The sequence below is a fragment of the Nocardia spumae genome, from assembly GCF_020733635.1.
Taxonomy (GTDB): Bacteria; Actinomycetota; Actinomycetes; order Mycobacteriales; family Mycobacteriaceae; genus Nocardia; species Nocardia spumae.
Genome location: NZ_JAJFZL010000001.1, coordinates 2,114,342 through 2,130,986, shown reverse-complemented (window position 1 = coordinate 2,130,986; position 16,645 = coordinate 2,114,342). Strand labels below are relative to the sequence as shown.

Below are 16,645 nucleotides of genomic sequence, written 5' to 3'. Positions count from 1 at the left end.
TCTCGCCGTCCTCGGCGGAATCCCTCTCGCCGTCCTCGGCGGAATCCCTCAGGGCGGCCTCTTCGCTGTCGAGTTCCTCCTCGGCACGGTCCGGCGGACCGGTGGACCCACCGTCGCCGTCGGCATCACCCGTCCCGGACGGAGTATCGATGTCGGCCACCGGTTCGGCCGGTGCGCTCGGGCTGCCGAACAGCGCGTCCGGCAGCTGTCGGACCGGGCCTTCGGATGCCTTGCGCATCAAGTCGTCGGATACCTGCCGGACCGGTTCGTCCCGGTCGTCGGAGGAGGGTTCAGAGGACATCAGGAGCTACCTTCGCCGCCGCATTCCACACATCCAGCCGCCAACCCGGCTGCTCGATGCCCGGACCGTGGCTGCTGAGTTGCACCCAGCTGGTATTGGCCAGTCCGCCCAGGATCGGCCATTTGTGCTCGGGCAGCTCCAGCAGCGCGGCGGTCAGGGCCGCGATCAGCCCGCCGTGCGCGACCAGGATGATGGTACGGCCGGGCCAGTCCGCACGCTCGGCGAACAGCTCGCGAACCACCGGCAGCGCCCGGGCGCCCACCTCGAGTTTGCTCTCCCCGCCCGGCGGGGTCACCGTGGGATCGAGCCGCCACGCTTTGCGAGCACCCGGGTACTGGGCATCCACCTCGAGGTGGTCGAGCCCCTCCCAGTCGCCCAGGCTGGTCTCGCGCAGGCGCGGATCGAGCTCGACCTCGAGTCCGCTGTGTTCGGCCAGCGCCAGCGCGGTGTCGTAGGCACGCCGCAGATCCGAGGACACGATCGCGACCGCATCCTGGGAAACGAGCTCACGCGCAACGTCTTTGGCCTGCCGGCGGCCCAATTCGCTGAGTTCGGTGTCGATCTGGCCCTGCATGCGATCGGTGGCGTTCCACTCGGTCTGCCCGTGCCGCAACAGCAGCAGCCGCCGCACCCCCGGATACTTCGTCGCCCGCGAACCCGCCGTCACACCATCCCCCTCGTCCCTGATCACGTCGCCCGCGCCGGGCCCTTCGTGGTTACGCGCGCTGTCGCCTCCGGGCCTGTCGTTCACGCGGGGTCCCCGCTGCCGCTCGCGGGTGAGGGGGCGGCGAGCCCCGGAACCTCGACCTGCGGGCAGTCCTTCCACAACCGTTCCAGCGCATAGAAATTGCGCTCATCGCTGTGCTGGATGTGCACGACCACGTCGACGTAGTCCAGCAGCACCCAGCGACCTTCGCGCGTCCCCTCCCGGCGCACCGGTTTGTGCCCGGCGAGGCGCAGTTTCTCCTCGACGTTGTCGACGATCGCATTGACCTGGCGCTCGTTCGGCGCGGAGGCGATGACGAAGCAGTCGGTGATCACCAGCTGATCGGAGACGTCGAGGACGACCACATCGGTGGCCAGCTTCTCGTCGGCGGCCCGAGCGGCCACCTGCGACATCTCCACCGCCTGCGCTGACGCGGTCATACGCCCACCTTCCCGTTCCCTCCCGGCACGTACAGGTGCCGTTTCGATATGTACTGCACGACGCCGTCGGGAACCAGATACCACACCGGGCGCCCCTCGGCGGCACGGCGACGGCATTCGCTCGACGAGATCGCCAGGGCCGGGATCTCGATGACGGTGACCGCATCGGCCGGCTGATTTCGCAGATGCTCCGAGAGGTGGTCGACATTCAACTCGTACCCCGGACGGCTCACCCCGACGAACTTCGCCAGCTCGAACAGTTCCGCCCAATCCTGCCATGTCAGGATGCTGGCCAGCGCGTCCGCACCCGTGATGAAGTACAGATCCGCGTCCGGATGCTGATTCTGCAGGTCACGCAGGGTGTCTACGGTGTAGGTGGCCTTCTCGCGGTCGATATCGGCCCGGCTGACCGAGAACCGCGGATTCGACGCGGTGGCGATGACCGTCATCAGATATCGGTCCTCGGCCGCGGACACCTCCCGGGTGGCCTTCTGCCAGGGCTGACCGGTGGGTACGAAGATCACTTCATCGAGGTCGAACCGGTTCGCGACCTCACTGGCGGCAACCAGATGCCCGTGATGGATCGGATCGAAGGTCCCGCCCATCACGCCCAGTTTGCGCCGGCCTGTGTTTTGCACGAATGCCGAGCTTACTGGGCGAGGTCCGCGGCGGGCAGGGTTCGTCGCCGGAACCGGCGGCTACCGTCGTCGCGAGGTCGGCCGTTCACCGTCCCCGGGGCCGGTCCGTGGCGTGCGCATCCACTCCCGGACGGCGGCCTTCGGACGGCGGGCCAGCTGCCTGGATCGGTCCGCGGCGGCCGCGAGATCGGCGTGGAGTTCGGCCCACCGCGCGCGGCCGGCGAGGACGGCCGCACCCGCGTCGTAGGCCCGCGCCGCCGCCCGGTGCCGGCGTTCCTCGTGCAGGCAGCGACCCAGCAGTTCGTACAGCACGGCGAACTCCTCCGGCGGATACGGCAGCTCGTCGCAGCACAGGGCGCGGGCGAACAGCGCGGCCGCGACCCGATACCGCCCGCCGCGATAGTGCAGCCGGGCCGCGATCACGGTGTGGTGGGCGGCGTCGGCGGCGGAGATATCGGCCCAGCTGCCCGCCGCGGCCAGCGCCGCGGCGGCGAGATCGGCCTCGCGGCCGGGCTGCGCGGCGATGGCGGTGACCACCAGCGACCGCAGCCGCGCGATCTGGTCCGCGGACAACACCTCGGTGCCGATGGCCAGCACTCGCAGCAATGTCCGCTCCGCCGCGGCGGGGTCGCTGCCGAGTATCGCGGTCGCGCCCTCGATCAGTCTCCGTGCCGCGGCGCTCGGGCAATCACCGGGCGCCGGAACAGATCTCGGGGGTTCGGACCCCGGTACGGGCGGGGACGGCCGCGCCGCACGGGCGCTCGGCTGGTCGGCGGGGATTTCGGCCTCGAACTCCCCCGGTGGGCTCGGCACGCGCGAATGATCGGTCGCGGGCCTTACGAATCGCTTAACGGCCGCTGATCGACCGCCGGCCTCAGACCGGCAGCAGTCTGCTCACCACACCGGTGAGCTGACGCGCCGAACGGCATTCGTGCATCTCGACGACCTCGGCGTAGCGGTCGGCCGCCGAATCGCCGGTCCCCCACATCTTCTCCGCCTCCGGATTGAGCCAGTGCGCGTGCTTGGCCACCTCGACCAGTCCGCGCAGGGTGTCCAGTGCCGGATCGCGATAGTTGGTGCGGGCATCGCCGAGAATCAGCAGCGAGGTGCGGCTGGTGACCGCATCGGGCCAGTCCTGTGCGAAACCCCGCAGAGCCGCACCGTAATCGGAATGTCCCTCGAATCCGACGACCTTCGTTTCGGTGAAGATGCGCCGCGTGACCTGATCCAGCGGAGTGACCTGATCGAAGAGGTCGGTCACCTCGTCCGTGCGGTCCACGAACGCGAAGATCCGGACCCGGGAGAACTGTTCGCGCAGTGAATCCACCAGCAGCATGGTGAAACTGGAGAATCCGGCGACCGAACCGGAGATATCGCACAGCAACACCAGATCCGGGCGGCCCGGGCGCGGTTTGCGAGTCTCGAGGGTGATCGGCACTCCGCCGGTCGACATGGATTTGCGCAGCGTCTTGCGCAGGTCGATCTCCCCGCGCCGGGCATGGCGACGACGGGCGGCCAAGCGGGAGGCCAGCACGCGCGCCAGCCGCTGTGAGCTGCGCCGCAGCTCGGCCAGTTCGTTCTCCGAGATGCGCAGGAAGTCGGCGTCCTCGGCCTGACGTTGCACGCCGTAGGTGGCGACGCGGTCACGGCCCAGCCGCTCGGCGACCCGGCGGCGGGTCTCGGCCTCCACCGCGGCGCGAAACCCCTTCACCCGCTGCCGGGCGGCGCGGCGCGCGACCTCGTCGCCGAACTCCGAATTGTCCTGCCCGGCGGACAATCCCGCGAGGATCCTGCTGATCAGCACCTCGGGCTGCACATCCTTGAGCGTCTGATACGCCGAGAAGGACGGGCCGTTGGCCGACTGGTACTGCCCCATCTGCTCGACCATCTGCGCCGCCAGATTCTGCAGCTGCCGGGTCCGGTCGCCGGTGGGGTCGGCGGCCAGCATCTCCGCCAGCATCCGGCGCAGTTCGAACAGGTCGATCTCGCCGTCGTCGCGGCGCGGCAGTTCGACGTCCTGCGCACCCGCGCGCTCACCGAGCGCGGCCGGGAACCACAGTTCGAACAGGCCGTCGAAGGTGGCGCGCTGCGTGGGCCTGCGCAACAGCGCGCAGGCCAGCCCCTCGCGCAGCATCTCGCGATCCATCAGGTCGACCACGGTCAGGACCCTGCCCGCATCCACCGTCTCCGACGGGCCCACGGGAATTCCCCTGGCGCGCAGCGCCTCCACGAAGTCGACCACATGTCCGGACAGCCCGTGCGGTGCCGTTTCGCCGGGTTGCGGCGCGCCCTGTGCCTTCGGCGTGGGCCCACCCCGCAGCGCCGCGGAGACGAACGTGCGGGGGGTGCTGCGCTTACCGGTCACGACTCAGGCCAATTTCAGCTCGGCCAGAGCGCGCTGATGGTCGCTCTGATGTTTGAGCACCACGCCGAGGGTGCCCCGCACGGTCTTGTCGTCGAGGTCCTTCGCACCCAGGGCCAGCAGTGTGCGCGCCCAGTCGATGGACTCCGCGACCGACGGTAGCTTCTTGAGCTGCATCCCGCGCAGCACGTGCACCACCCGGACCAGCTGGGCGGCCACCGCCGGTTTCAGCTCCGGCACCCGGCTCGCGAGAATGCGGCGTTCGAGTTCCTCGTCCGGGAAGTCGATGTGCAGGTAGAGGCAGCGGCGCTTCAGCGCCTCGGACAGCTCGCGGGTCGCGTTGGAGGTGAGTACCACGAAGGGCAGGCGCGTCGCCGAGATGGTCCCGAGCTCCGGGACGGTGACCGCGAAATCGCTCAGCACCTCGAGCATCAAGCCCTCGATCTCGACGTCGGCCTTGTCCGCCTCGTCGATGAGCAGCACGGTCGGATCGGTGCGCCGGATCGCGGTGAGCAGCGGGCGTTGCAGCAGGAATTCCTCGCTGAACACATCGGCTTTCGTATCCGCCCAAGAGTTTTCGCTCCTGGAGTCGGGGGCGGTGGCGGATTGGATCCGCAGGATCTGTTTGGCGTGATTCCACTCGTACAGCGCACGGGCCTCATCGATGCCCTCGTAACACTGCAGGCGAACCAGTTCGGCGCCCGCGACCTGGGCGACGGCCCGCGACAGCTCCGTCTTACCGACACCGGCCGGCCCCTCGATCAGCAGCGGCTTCCCCAGCCGGTCGGCCAGGAATACCGAGGTGGCAGTGGCCTTGTCGGCCAGATATCCGGTCGTAGCCAGTCGATCGATCACCTCGTCGACCGACGTGAAGATCGGCTCATGCACCGTCGTCTGCACAGTTGCGGCCCTCCTCCGAACCGAGCACCCGGCTCGGCTCAACGAACAACAGCGCAGCCCACCGCAGGTATGCACCGTAAAGAACACCTGATCACGACGGTACACATAACCGGGCGGTCACCGGTACTCCGGTGCTGGGGACCCGGTGGCCCGGACGCGGACCACCGGCGGCGCCGATCAGCGCGGCCGGATCTGCCCGTCGCCCCAGACGATCCACTTGGTGGAGGTCAGCTCCGGCAGCGCCATCGGGCCGCGAGCGTGCAGTTTCTGGGTCGAGATGCCGATTTCGGCGCCGAATCCGAACTGCTCGCCATCGGTGAACGCGGTGGAGGCGTTGACCATCACCGCGGCGGCGTCCACCCGGGCGGTGAATTCGCGGGCCGCCCGCAAGTCGGCGGTCACGATGGCCTCGGTGTGACCGGTACCCCATTCGTTGATGTGGTCGACCGCGGCGTCGAGATCATCGACGACCTTGAGCGCGATATCCAGCGACAGGTATTCGTCGCCCCAGTCCTCGTCGGTGGCGGGGACCAGGCCCGGCAGGTCACCGTGCACGGTGACCTGCGCCTGTTCCAGCGCGGCGAGCAGCCGCGGTACCGCGGTATCGGCGATCGCCCGGTCGATGAGCACCGTCTCTGCGGTATTGCAGACACTGGGGCGGCGGGTCTTGGAGTTCAGCAGGATCGACTCCGCCATGTCCAGGTCGGCGCCCGCGTGCACGTACACGTGGCAGTTGCCGGTACCGGTTTCGATGGTCGGCACCTGCGCGTCGCGGACGACCGCGTTGATCAGCCCGGCGCCGCCGCGCGGGATCACCACATCCACCAGACCGCGGGCCTGGATCAGATGGGTGACGCTGGAACGGTCCGCACTGGGCAGCAACTGCACCGCATCGGCCGGAACGCCCTGTGCCACAAGGGCGGACCGCATGACCTCGACCAGCGCCGCGTTGGAGCGCGCCGCCGATGAGGAACCGCGCAGCAGGGCCGCGTTTCCCGACTTCAGCGCCAGGCCGAAGGCGTCGACGGTGACGTTCGGACGCGCCTCGTAGACCATGCCGACCACCCCGAGGGGTACCCGGACCTGCCGGATCTCGAGCCCGTTGGCGAGAGTCGAACCACGCAGCACCACACCCACCGGGTCCTGCAGTCCGGCGACCTGACGCAACCCGGAGGCGATACCGTCGATGCGCGCTTCGGTGAGGCGCAGCCGGTCCAGCAGCGAGGCCGCGGTACCGCCGGCCTCGGCCGTCGCGATGTCCTGCGCGTTGGCGGCCAGCACGGCGTCCTTCGCCGCGAGCAGGGCGTCGGCCGCGGCGTGCAGGGCCTCGTCCTTCTGCGCGGTCGTGAGCTGAGCCAGCGTCCGCGACGCCACCCGGGCCCGGCGCGCCGCGTCGTGCACCGCCGCGCGCACGGTATCCACTTCGCCGACAGTTCCAGCAGTCATGGTGAACAGCCTACTGACCGGGCCGCGGGCGACGCCGCCGGATAACCGTCGGACAGCACGGTCCGGCGGTTACCGTGTCCTCATGGTCGCCACCATCCGGTTGTCCTCGCCGTCGGGTCGCTGGGTACTGCTGGCCACGGTCCTGGGCTCCGGCATGGCGATGCTGGACGCGACCGTGGTCAATGTCGCGCTGCCGCGCATCGGCGACGAGTTCGGCGCGTCGATGGCCGGACTGCAGTGGACGGTCAACGCCTACACCCTCACCCTGGCGGGGCTGATTCTGCTCGGCGGATCGCTCGGTGACCGCTTCGGGCGGCGCCGGGTATTCGTGATCGGCGTGGTGTGGTTCGCGGTGGCGTCCGCGATATGCGGTGCGGCCCAGGATATTCCGATGCTCATCGCGGCCCGCGCCCTGCAGGGTGTGGGCGGTGCGCTGCTGACGCCCGGATCACTGGCGATCATTCAGGCGTCGTTCGCCGAATCCGATCGGCCCCGCGCGGTGGGCGCGTGGTCCGGACTCGGCGGCGTCGCCGGGGCGATCGGCCCTTTCGTCGGCGGGTGGCTGGTGGGCGCCGCGGGCTGGCGCTGGGTATTCCTGCTGAACATCCCGCTGGCCGCCGTCGTCGTCGCGGTGGCGGTACGCCATGTACCCGAGACCTACGGGACCGCACTCGACCGCACCGCAGACGGCCCCGGGCACCGCCGTCAGGGTTTCGACATCCTGGGCGCGGTCCTGGCCGCGGCCTGCCTGGCCGGCATCACCTATGCGCTGACCATGGCGCCCGAACCGGGCAGCCGCGTCGCGGTGGTGGTCACGGCCGTGGCCGGCATCGCCGCCGGTATCGCCTTCGTCGGGGTCGAACGCCGGCGCTCGGCGCCGCGCGACCCCGCGCATCCGTCGCGGCGTGACAGCCCGCCCCCGATGCTGCCGGTGGAGATCTTCGCCTCCCGGCAGTTCAGCGCGATCAACGCCGTCACCTTCGTCATGTACGGCGCGATGGGGGTGGTGTTCTTCCTGCTGGTCCTGACCTTGCAGGTGGTAGCGGGTTTCGGCCCGATGGCCGCGGGCACGGCGATGCTGCCCTCGACCGTGCTGATGCTGCTGTTCTCCGCGTCGTCCAGTGAACTGGCCCAGCGGATCGGCCCCCGGATCCCGATCACGGCCGGTGTGCTGCTGGCGGCCGGCGGCATGCTGCTGATGATCCGGATCGGGCCCGACGCCTCCTACCTCACCGATGTGCTGCCCGCCGCGCTGGTGTTCGGGCTCGGGCTGACCCTGGCCGTCGCGCCGCTCACCGCGACCGTGCTCGCGACCGCCGACGAACGTCACGCCGGCGTCGCGAGCGGTGTGAACAACGCCGTGGCCCGGGCCGCCGGACTGCTGGCGGTGGCCGCGATCCCGCCGCTGACCGGACTCACCGGCGCGGCCTACAACGACCCCGAACTCTTCGCCCGTGGCTTTCACACCGCGATGCTGATCTGTGCCGTAATCATGGTGGCCGCCGCCGTACTCACCTTCGTCACGGTCCGGGACAACGTTCTGCGCACCGCCACACCGGAGGCCGAGCCCCAGTGCCGGGTGAACTGCCCGGTTGCCGGTCCCCCACTGGAACCGGGCCGCATCCCGGACGCACCGCCCCGGACCGCGGGCTGATCGCGGGCCGCGACATCGCACCGAAAGGACGAAGAGACGACGAAGAGACACTGCCGCACCACGTTCGGGCCGCCGATTGTCGCCGTCCGCACGGAATGTTTCGATGAAGCCATGGCAGATACCGACGCAGCGCAGGGCACCGAATCCCGGACGGCCTCGGCCGAACGCGAGATCGCGGCGCCCGCGGCCCGCATCTTCGAATTGATCGCCGATCCCGCGCAGCAGCCGCGCTGGGACGGCAACGACAATCTGAGGCACGCGGCACCCGGGCAGCGGGTGCGCGCGGCCGACGCGGTCTTCCGGATGACGCTGTCCACCGGAGATGTCCGGGAGAACCGGGTGGTCGAGTTCGACGAGGGACGGCGGATCGCGTGGCTGCCCTCGGAAGTCGATCAGCAGCCGCCCGGCCATCTGTGGCGGTGGGAACTCGAACCGATCGATGCCGATCACACCCTGGTGCGGCACAGCTACGACTGGTCCCGGCTGACCGATGAGAACCGGCTGCCGCGTGCGCGCGCGACCACCTCGGAGAAACTGCTCGGATCCATCGATCGGCTGGCCGCGTTGGCGACCACAGCGGATCCGGACTGAGCCCGCTCCCCGGCGCGGTGCGCCCGCACCGCGCCGGGGAGCGGGTTACGGTGCGTGCATGGCACGGATCGTGGTGGTGGGCAGCATCAATATGGATCTGGTGACCCGCACGGCCCGGCGCCCCGCGCCCGGTGAGACCATCCTCGGCACCGCCTTCGATTCGGTGCCCGGCGGGAAGGGCGCCAATCAGGCGATCGCGGCGCGCCGGGCCGGTGCGCGCGTCGATTTCATCGGGGCGACCGGAACCGACGTCTTCGCCGGGGCGCTGCGGAAGGTGCTCGCCGACAACGAGATAGCGACGACCGGACTGCGGACGATCGAGGGGTCCAGCGGTATCGCCACCATCGTCGTCGACGAATCCGGTGAGAATTCGATCATCGTGGTCGGCGGCGCCAACGCGGCCCTCACCGAACTCACCGAAGCCGATCGATCGATCATCGCCGACGCCGATATCCTGCTGTGCCAGTTGGAGATTCCGGTCGATACCGTCATCGAGGCCGCCCGGCACGCCCGGGCACACGACACGCTGGTCCTGCTCAATCCCTCGCCCGCACGGCCGCTGCCGGACGAGCTCTGGGCGTCGGTGGATATCGCGGTGGTCAACGAGGGTGAGGCCGCACGCCTGGATTCCGAACTCGGCGCCGTCTCGCACGTACTGGTCACGCGCGGCGGCGCGGGCGCGAGCTACCGCGGTCCCGACGGCGAATTCACCCATCCCGGAGTTCCGGTCGAGGTGGTCGACACCACCGGCGCCGGTGACACCTTCACCGGCGCGCTCGCCGCGCACTGGCACGAGGGGCCCGACACCGCGCTGGCCTGGGCGTGCGCCGCGGGAGCGCTGGCCACGACCGCGTTCGGCGCGACCGCCGCCATCCCGGCCGCGGCCGAGATCGAGCGGGTGCTGCACAGCTGAGCGCGGCCGATCATCGGCGTGGTCGCGGCCGGGCGGGAGCTACGATTCGACCGGCCGCGGCTTCGCACCGGTATGGCGTGCGATCAGTTCCTGCATCTGGGCGCCGACCCGTTCCAGCGGCGCCATCGAGCGGGTGGCCAGCGACAGGATCACAGCCCCTTCCAGCGCCGCGACCACGGTGGTGGCCAGCGAGATCGCCAGGTCCGGTTCCACGTGCTCGGAGGTCAACCGTTCGACGAGGATGTCCTCCCATTCGGTGAAGGCCGCGCCCGCGGCGTCGGCCGCCTCCGGCGCTTCCGCGCGGCCCAGCGCCGCGGCCACGATCGGGCACCCCGCCGTGAACTCGCTGGTCGCGAGCTTCTCTCGCCAGATGGACGGAAAGAGTCCGACGCAGGTGGCCACGTCGGCGCCGGCGGTGATGCCGCGTAGCAGCGCACCGTAGGCGGCGCCGGCGGTCCGGGTCGCCTCGGCGATCAGCTCCGATTTACCGCCCGGGAAGTTCAGATACACCGAGCGCCGGGAGATGCCGCTGTGTTCGAGCAACTGGGCGATACCGGTTCCGGCGACTCCGTTGCTGCGCATCAGGTCCACGGCACTGTCGATGAGCCGGTCACGGGCTCCCATGAGGCGACCCCTTTCTCCGCACGTCCTGCACCGCCCAGCCTACCGTTGCCCTAAACCGATCGGTGTACTACGGTCCAACTATACCGATCGGTGTACTCAGGTGATCCGATCCCGCCATTCCGGAGGAACGATTCATGTCCGCATTGCACGACCCGCTGCCCCTGCCCTGCGGTCAGGTGCTGCCGAACCGGATCATGAAGTCGGCGCTCAGCGAGGGGCTCGGCACCGCCGCACACGCACCGGACGAGCGTTTGACGACACTGTTCCGCCGCTGGGGCGCCGGCGGGTACGGGCTGATCGTCACCGGCAATGTGATGGTGGACCACACCCAGCTCGGCGAACCAGGCAATGTGGTCATCACCGACGATCGCGATCTCGCGGCACTGACGCGATGGGCCAAGGCCGCCAAGGACGGCGGTACGCCGATCTGGATGCAGCTCAATCATCCCGGCCGCCAGGCGAATCCGCTGGCCACCGGGCAGCGGCCGGTGGCGCCGTCGGCGATCGCGTCGGGGGTGCCGGGCCTGCCGCAACCACGCGCACTGACCGAGCCGGAGATTCTCGATCTGATCGAACGGTTCGCCACCGCCGCGCGGATCGCGGAATCCGCCGGATTCGACGGCGTCCAGATCCACGGCGCGCACGGCTATCTGGTGTCGCAATTCCTCTCACCGCTGGCCAATCGACGCACCGACGACTGGGGCGGTGACGCGCCACGCCGGGCACGGTTCCTGTTCGAGATCGTCCGCGCCGTCCGCGCGGCGGTGCAGCCGGGATTCGCGGTGGCCGTGAAACTCAATTCGGCCGACTTCCAGCGCGGCGGATTCACCGAGGACGAATCCCGTTCGGTGGTGGCGGGTTTGGCAGGCGAAGCACTGGATCTGATCGAGATCAGCGGCGGCAGCTACGAATCCCCGGCGATGATGGGCCGGGCCCGGCATGCGGCCGCCAGCACCGTGGCCCGCGAGGCGTACTTCCTCGACTACGCCGAAACCGTGCGCCGGGTGGCGGCCGCCGTGCCGCTGGCGGTCACCGGCGGATTCCGCAGCCGGACCGCGATGTCGGGTGCGGTCGGCTCCGGCGCCTGCGATGTGATCGGGCTGGGACGGCCCACCACGGTGTATCCCGCCGCCGCGGCCGATCTGCTCACCGGCGGCGCGGACGTTCTGCGCCCGCCGCCGATCTCCCTCGGTCTGCGCGGGCGTCTCGCCCGCAGCGGCATGTTGCGCGCCGTCGACGGCGCGCTGGACCTACAGTGGCACACCGATCAACTGCATCGGCTCGGTGCCGGGCTCGATCCCGATCCGGCCCGCTCACCATGGTCGACGGCACTGAGCATGCTGCGACGCAACGGATTCGACGCCTTCCGCGCCCGGCGCGGCGCGACCGGCTCCGATCGCGGCTCGGCCAAATTCCGCCTCGAGCGCGCGGCCGGGCGCTACCTGGTCAATCCCACCTTCACCTATCTGGACCGGATCGGCGTGCGTACCACCTTCGCCACCGAACTGGAGACCATCGGCCGCAAATCCGGCCTGCCCCGGCGGGTTCCGGTGTCGGTGCTGTTCGACGACGACGGGGCGTGGATCATCTGCCAGCACGGCATGCGCTCGGGATGGGGTAACAATGTCCGGGCGAATCCGCGGGTTCGCCTGCGCCGCAACGGGGTGTGGCAGAGCGCGACGGCCGAACTGCGCCCCGACGACGATGTGGTGGCGCGGGCACGCGCCTTCGCGCCGCATCCACTGCTGGCACCGCTGACTGCCGCGGGTTTCGCGGCCCTGCAGACCGAGCCGGTCTCGGTGCGGGTCACCTTCACACCCGACCGAGTCCCGGCGGCGCGCGGCTAGCCGCGCGCCCAGTCGTGGCCCCAGTAGCTGTCGGCCGTCATCTCCTCGGCGACGTAGTCCTCGCCGACGAGCTTTCCCTCACAACCGAATTCGAGATCCCAGCCGCCGGGGGTGCGGACGTAGAACGAGATCATCTTGTCGTTGGTGTGGCGGCCCAGGGTCGAGGACAGGTGGTACCCCGCCCGGGTCACCCGGTCCAGGGCGCGCCCGACATCGTCGAGCGCGTCGACCTCGACCATCACGTGCACGATTCCCGGTCCGTCGCCGCGGCTGCCGGGAATCAGGGCGAGGCTGTGGTGGCGCGGGTTGACGCCCATGAACCGGATCCAGATCGGATGCTCGGGCGGGCCCACGCGAAACGACCCCCGCGAGGCGAAGTCCAGCACCTCGGTGTAGAACAGGCGCGCGGCCTCGATATCGGGCACCGGCAGCACCACATGTCCCAGGCCGAGATCACCGGTGACGAAGCGATTTCCGTACTTGCCGACCACCGGTCCGTGGTCGAGCAGCGGCCCGTGGAAGACCTCGACGGTGAATCCGGACGGGTCGGTGAAGGCGATCGCCTCCTCCACGTGGCGGGCGACCGACTCGGCCACGCTCAGCTCGGTCACCTCGACGCCCTGCTCCCGCAGCACGTCGCGCACCGCGGTGAGCGAGCGGCGATCGGCGACCTGCCAGCCCACGGCCAGCACCGCGTCCCGCTCTCCGGGAACCAGCTCGAGCCGATAGGTGTGCTCATCCATGCGCAGGTAGATCGAGTCCGGATTCGGCCCGGAGCCCTCGGCGAATCCGATGGTGTCGAAGGCGAAGGCTCGCCACGCCTCGACATCGGCGATCTGCGCCCGGACATATCCGAGCGAGCTGAACGCGGCCATGTGCTCTCCTTGAAACGGTTCAGGAATAGGTGATCGAGATGTCGTCGGTGACCGGGACCGCTTGGCAGGCCAGCACATAGCCCTCGGCCAGGTCGTCGTCTTCGAGGACCTCGTTGCGTCGCATCGATACCTCACCGGAGACAACCCGGCAGACGCAGGCACTGCACGCGCCCTCGCGGCACGAGTACGGCGCCTCGAGTCCCGCCGCCAGCAAGGTATCCAGCAGCACCTGCCGACGCGGCCAGGCCATGCGGTGTGTCGCGTCGTCGAGTTCGACCTCGACGGTGGCGCGATCGGTGGCCTCGGCGGGCTCGGTCCCGTCCGGTTCGTCCGCGGTCTCGAACGGATCGCCCGACAGCGAGACGAATTTCTCCAGATGTACCCGACCGCGATCGGCGCCGTGCACGCCCATCGCGGCGCTCACCGCCGTCATGAACGGGCCGGGCCCGCATACGAAGACCTCGCGGTCGGCCCACGGCCGGGCCAGTGCCGCCAATTGGTCCACACTCGGCAGGCCCTGGACCGATTCCAGCCAGTGCAGCACCTGCAGCCGATCCGGATGCGCCGCGGCCAGTTCCGCGAGCTCGGCGGCGAAGATGACCGAGGTCTCGTCCCGGTTGGCGTAGATCAGGGTGCAGTGCCCGCTGCCCTGGGCGAGTACCGATTTGAGAATCGAGAGCACCGGGGTGATGCCGCTGCCCCCGGCGAACAACAGCAGATCCAGGTCCAGCGATGCCGGGGTGAACAGTCCGGCCGGCGGCAGCACCTGCAGCGTGGAGCCGGCGGTGGCGTTGTCACACAACCAGTTCGACCCGTAGCCGTCGACGGTGCGCTTGACCGTCACCTTGAGTGTGCCGCCTTCGTGCGGCGCACTCGACAGCGAATAGCACCGGCTCACCGACCCGGTCAGCGCACTGGGAATCCGCAGGGTGAGGAACTGGCCGGGGCGGTAGCCGAAGCGCTCGGCGTGGCCGGCCTCGGGCTCCAGTTCCAGGGAGATCGCGTCAGGGGTCTCCCGCACGACGCGCACGATCCGGACCTGGGCGGCACCGGTGGCCGCGCCCGGCCGCAACTCGGCCGCGGCCGCGGTCATCGGCCGGCCTCCGGGGCCGGGGTGGTCCGGGCGAGGGTCCGGCCGCGGGTCCGTACATCCACCTCGCGAGTGCTGACGCCCAGCTCGCCGGACCGTACCGCCGCATCGATGCTGTCGCGCATCGCCGAGCAGGTGTGCACGGCCGCCGCGCCACCGGACAGTTCGGCGCACCGCGCGAGCGCCGCGCGATTCCACTGCACACTCGTATGCTGCGCGCTGAACTTCTCCACCAGCACGCACGTCCCGCAGGACCGGCACGAAATCTGTTCCATAGCAGCGGCTCTCAGCCTGCCACGGACTGCTCGGCGCGCTTGGCCAGATTGTCTGCGACCTCGGCCTCCCAGGCGGTCACCGCGCGCGTGGTGTCGACCTCGAATTCGAAGCGGTCGGTCATCTCCTCGGAGATGTCGGCGACATCGGTGTAGAACTGCTCGTACCAGCGGCGCAGCTGATAGACCGGGCCGTCCTCCTCGCACAGCAGCGGATTGTTGATGCGCGACTTGCGCTTCCAGATCGCGGCGTCCTGCTCGAAGCCGCGGCCGAGACCACCGACGAACGCCGCGGCGATCTGCTCGGCTCGCTCCGGCGAAACCCCCTGCGGCCGTTTGGCGATGGCGCCGTACTGCAACAGGAAGCGGTTCTCGGTGATCGGATAGTGGCAGTTGATCAGATAGCCCTCGACCGACAGTCCGGCACTCTCGCTGCGCAGGTAGTCGATCATGTAGGACGGGCCGTAGTAGGAGGCCTCCGAGTGCAGGGTGTTCTTGCCGCCCAGCGCTTTCGCGGTCTCACCCATCATGTCCTCGCGCGAGATCGAGGTCATGTACTGGCTGGCGACGTGACCTTCGAAGACGTTCTTGAAGAAGGTCGGGAAGCCGTAGTGCACATAGAAGAAGTGCGCCATGTCCACGACGTTGTCGACCACCTCGCGGCAGTTGGCCTCGACGACCATGGAATTCCAGGTCCAGTCGGTCCACTCGTCGTCGAAGGCGGCATCCAGGTGCGGGATGACGATATCGGCGGGCGGCCGCTTACCCTCCGGATCGTTCCAGACGAACAGTTGCTTGTTCTCCTCCAGCGTCGGCCATGCCTTGGTGCGCGCCAGCGGCGGAACGCGGCGCGCATAGGGGATCCCGGTGCACTTGCCCTTGCCGTTCCAGCGCCAGTCGTGGAAGGGACAGGCCAGCGAATCGCCCTTGATCGTGCCGTCGGCCAGGTTGCCGCCCATATGCGGGCAGTAGGCGTTGAGGACGTTGAGGGTGCCGTCCTCGCCGGCGAACACCACCAGCTCGGTGCCGAAGGCGGCCACCGTGTGCGGCTTGCCGTCGCGGAAGGAGTCCGCCAGACCCAGGCAGTGCCAGCCGCGGGCGAACCGGGTGGGCGGCGCGCCCGCGTCGATGATCCGCACTTCGCTGTCGCTGTTCATGATTCCTCCGTCTCGATTGCCCGTTCGCCTCGATTGCCTGGCGTCGAACCACGGCCCGGGTGATGTTTCGATGCTCGCTACCCGCGCTCACCTCCGGCATGCGTAGTCCCACTGGCCGGGAGGTCGTCACCGCCCAGCGGGCGCCTGAATTCCGGCCCGGCGCGATCGGGTAAGCACGCCCGGCGCGAGGCCGCCGGTGCGGGCGGGCGCTGGCGTCAGTGGCCGTGCAGTCGTTCGAACGCGGCGCGATAGAACAGCAGCGGTGGCTGTTCGGAGTGTTCGCTGAGCGCGGTCACCCGGGCGATCACGATGGTGTGGTCACCGCCGTCGATCTCACGATCGAGTTCGCACTCGATGGTCGCCAGCGCACCGGTCAGCCGCGGCGCGCCGTTGCCGGAGACCACCCAGTCCACACTCGCGAATTTGTCGGTTCCGCTGCGCGCCAGCGCCCGGCAGATATCGGCCTGGTCGTGCGCCAGGATGTTGACGCAGAACCGCCCGACCTCGCGGATGCGCGGCCATGAGGTCGAGGTCCGCGCGGGGAAGAACGCGATCGCGGGTGGATCGAGGGACAGCGAGGAGAACGACTGGCAGCTGAAGCCGACCGGCTGGTCCCCCGCCAGTGCGGTGATCACCGTGACACCGGTGCAGAACCTGCTCAGCACGGATTTGAAGGTCGCTTCCGGGATCGTCGGGTCGATCTGAACTGCCGGCTCCACGGCCACTCCTTATTTCGAACAGATATATAGCTGCCAGCCATGACAGCAGGTCGGGCCGAGCACGGGTCAACAGGCAAACCCGGTCAGCGGGAAAGATTTCGGTAGTACCT

At 69.4% G+C, this 16,645-nt stretch carries 17 protein-coding genes; 4 read left to right on the top strand and 13 right to left on the bottom strand.

The features are described 5' to 3' along the window. Positions 1-290: 290 nt before the first annotated feature. The 7 genes from LKD76_RS09110 to LKD76_RS09080 all read right to left on the bottom strand — a co-directional run bounded on the left by LKD76_RS09110 (position 291) and on the right by LKD76_RS09080 (position 6,793). Positions 291-968 (bottom strand): histidine phosphatase family protein, encoded by a 678-nt coding sequence (locus LKD76_RS09110; protein WP_308188613.1) that lies wholly within the window; start codon positions 966-968, stop codon positions 291-293. An 80-nt stretch (positions 969-1,048) separates the two neighbouring features. After that, the gene (rsfS, locus tag LKD76_RS09105) at positions 1,049-1,447 is read right to left on the bottom strand and encodes a ribosome silencing factor (RefSeq protein ID WP_227980593.1); all 399 of its coding nucleotides are present in this window, start codon (positions 1,445-1,447) and stop codon (positions 1,049-1,051) included. Beyond that, complete coding sequence (gene nadD / locus LKD76_RS09100; protein ID WP_227980592.1) at positions 1,444-2,085, bottom strand: nicotinate-nucleotide adenylyltransferase; 642 nt, start codon at positions 2,083-2,085, stop codon at positions 1,444-1,446. Before nadD ends, rsfS begins: the two co-directional genes overlap by 4 nt. 60 nt (positions 2,086-2,145) lie before the next feature. Beyond that, complete coding sequence (locus LKD76_RS09095) at positions 2,146-2,898, bottom strand: hypothetical protein (RefSeq protein ID WP_227980591.1); 753 nt, start codon at positions 2,896-2,898, stop codon at positions 2,146-2,148. Between the two features lie 61 nt (positions 2,899-2,959). After that, on the bottom strand, positions 2,960-4,405 hold the full coding sequence (locus LKD76_RS09090; protein WP_227985166.1) for a vWA domain-containing protein: 1,446 nt from the start codon (positions 4,403-4,405) through the stop codon (positions 2,960-2,962). Positions 4,406-4,453: 48 nt separating this feature from the next. Continuing rightward, positions 4,454-5,347 carry an AAA family ATPase gene (locus tag LKD76_RS09085; protein ID WP_227980590.1) on the bottom strand — a complete coding sequence of 298 codons (894 nt, stop codon included), beginning with the start codon at positions 5,345-5,347 and terminating at the stop codon, positions 4,454-4,456. A gap of 177 nt (positions 5,348-5,524) precedes the next feature. Beyond that, positions 5,525-6,793 carry a glutamate-5-semialdehyde dehydrogenase gene (locus LKD76_RS09080; protein WP_227980589.1) on the bottom strand — a complete coding sequence of 423 codons (1,269 nt, stop codon included), beginning with the start codon at positions 6,791-6,793 and terminating at the stop codon, positions 5,525-5,527. Between the two features lie 82 nt (positions 6,794-6,875). On the opposite strand from LKD76_RS09080, the gene LKD76_RS09075 reads away from it, so the two are divergent. The 3 genes from LKD76_RS09075 to LKD76_RS09065 all read left to right on the top strand — a co-directional run bounded on the left by LKD76_RS09075 (position 6,876) and on the right by LKD76_RS09065 (position 9,951). Next, a complete protein-coding gene (locus tag LKD76_RS09075; RefSeq protein WP_227980588.1) occupies positions 6,876-8,447 on the top strand; it encodes an MFS transporter in 1,572 nt (523 codons plus the stop codon). A gap of 111 nt (positions 8,448-8,558) precedes the next feature. Further along, on the top strand, positions 8,559-9,038 hold the full coding sequence (locus LKD76_RS09070; RefSeq protein WP_227980587.1) for an SRPBCC family protein: 480 nt from the start codon (positions 8,559-8,561) through the stop codon (positions 9,036-9,038). Between the two features lie 58 nt (positions 9,039-9,096). Continuing rightward, complete coding sequence (locus LKD76_RS09065) at positions 9,097-9,951, top strand: ribokinase (RefSeq protein ID WP_227980586.1); 855 nt, start codon at positions 9,097-9,099, stop codon at positions 9,949-9,951. A gap of 39 nt (positions 9,952-9,990) precedes the next feature. On the opposite strand, the gene LKD76_RS09060 is transcribed toward LKD76_RS09065, so the two are convergent. Then, the gene (locus LKD76_RS09060; protein ID WP_227980585.1) at positions 9,991-10,575 is read right to left on the bottom strand and encodes a TetR/AcrR family transcriptional regulator; all 585 of its coding nucleotides are present in this window, start codon (positions 10,573-10,575) and stop codon (positions 9,991-9,993) included. 134 nt (positions 10,576-10,709) lie between these two features. Here LKD76_RS09060 and LKD76_RS09055 point away from each other — a divergent pair, with 134 nt between their 5' ends. Next, entirely contained in the window at positions 10,710-12,422 is a 1,713-nt protein-coding gene (locus LKD76_RS09055) for a nitroreductase family deazaflavin-dependent oxidoreductase (protein ID WP_227980584.1), read from the top strand. Here the strand turns inward: LKD76_RS09055 and LKD76_RS09050 are convergent. The 5 genes from LKD76_RS09050 to LKD76_RS09030 form a co-directional block, all read right to left on the bottom strand. After that, complete coding sequence (locus LKD76_RS09050) at positions 12,419-13,297, bottom strand: VOC family protein (protein ID WP_227980583.1); 879 nt, start codon at positions 13,295-13,297, stop codon at positions 12,419-12,421. The genes LKD76_RS09055 and LKD76_RS09050 overlap by 4 nt on opposite strands. Positions 13,298-13,316: 19 nt before the next feature. Beyond that, positions 13,317-14,390 (bottom strand): ferredoxin--NADP reductase, encoded by a 1,074-nt coding sequence (locus tag LKD76_RS09045; RefSeq protein WP_227980582.1) that lies wholly within the window; start codon positions 14,388-14,390, stop codon positions 13,317-13,319. Beyond that, entirely contained in the window at positions 14,387-14,620 is a 234-nt protein-coding gene (locus tag LKD76_RS09040; protein ID WP_227980581.1) for a hypothetical protein, read from the bottom strand. Before LKD76_RS09040 ends, LKD76_RS09045 begins: the two co-directional genes overlap by 4 nt. Before the next feature lie 53 nt (positions 14,621-14,673). Beyond that, positions 14,674-15,816 carry a 3-ketosteroid-9-alpha-monooxygenase, oxygenase component gene (locus LKD76_RS09035; RefSeq protein WP_227980580.1) on the bottom strand — a complete coding sequence of 381 codons (1,143 nt, stop codon included), beginning with the start codon at positions 15,814-15,816 and terminating at the stop codon, positions 14,674-14,676. Positions 15,817-16,031: 215 nt separating this feature from the next. After that, entirely contained in the window at positions 16,032-16,541 is a 510-nt protein-coding gene (locus tag LKD76_RS09030) for a flavin reductase family protein (RefSeq protein WP_372465775.1), read from the bottom strand. Positions 16,542-16,645 lie beyond the last annotated feature (104 nt).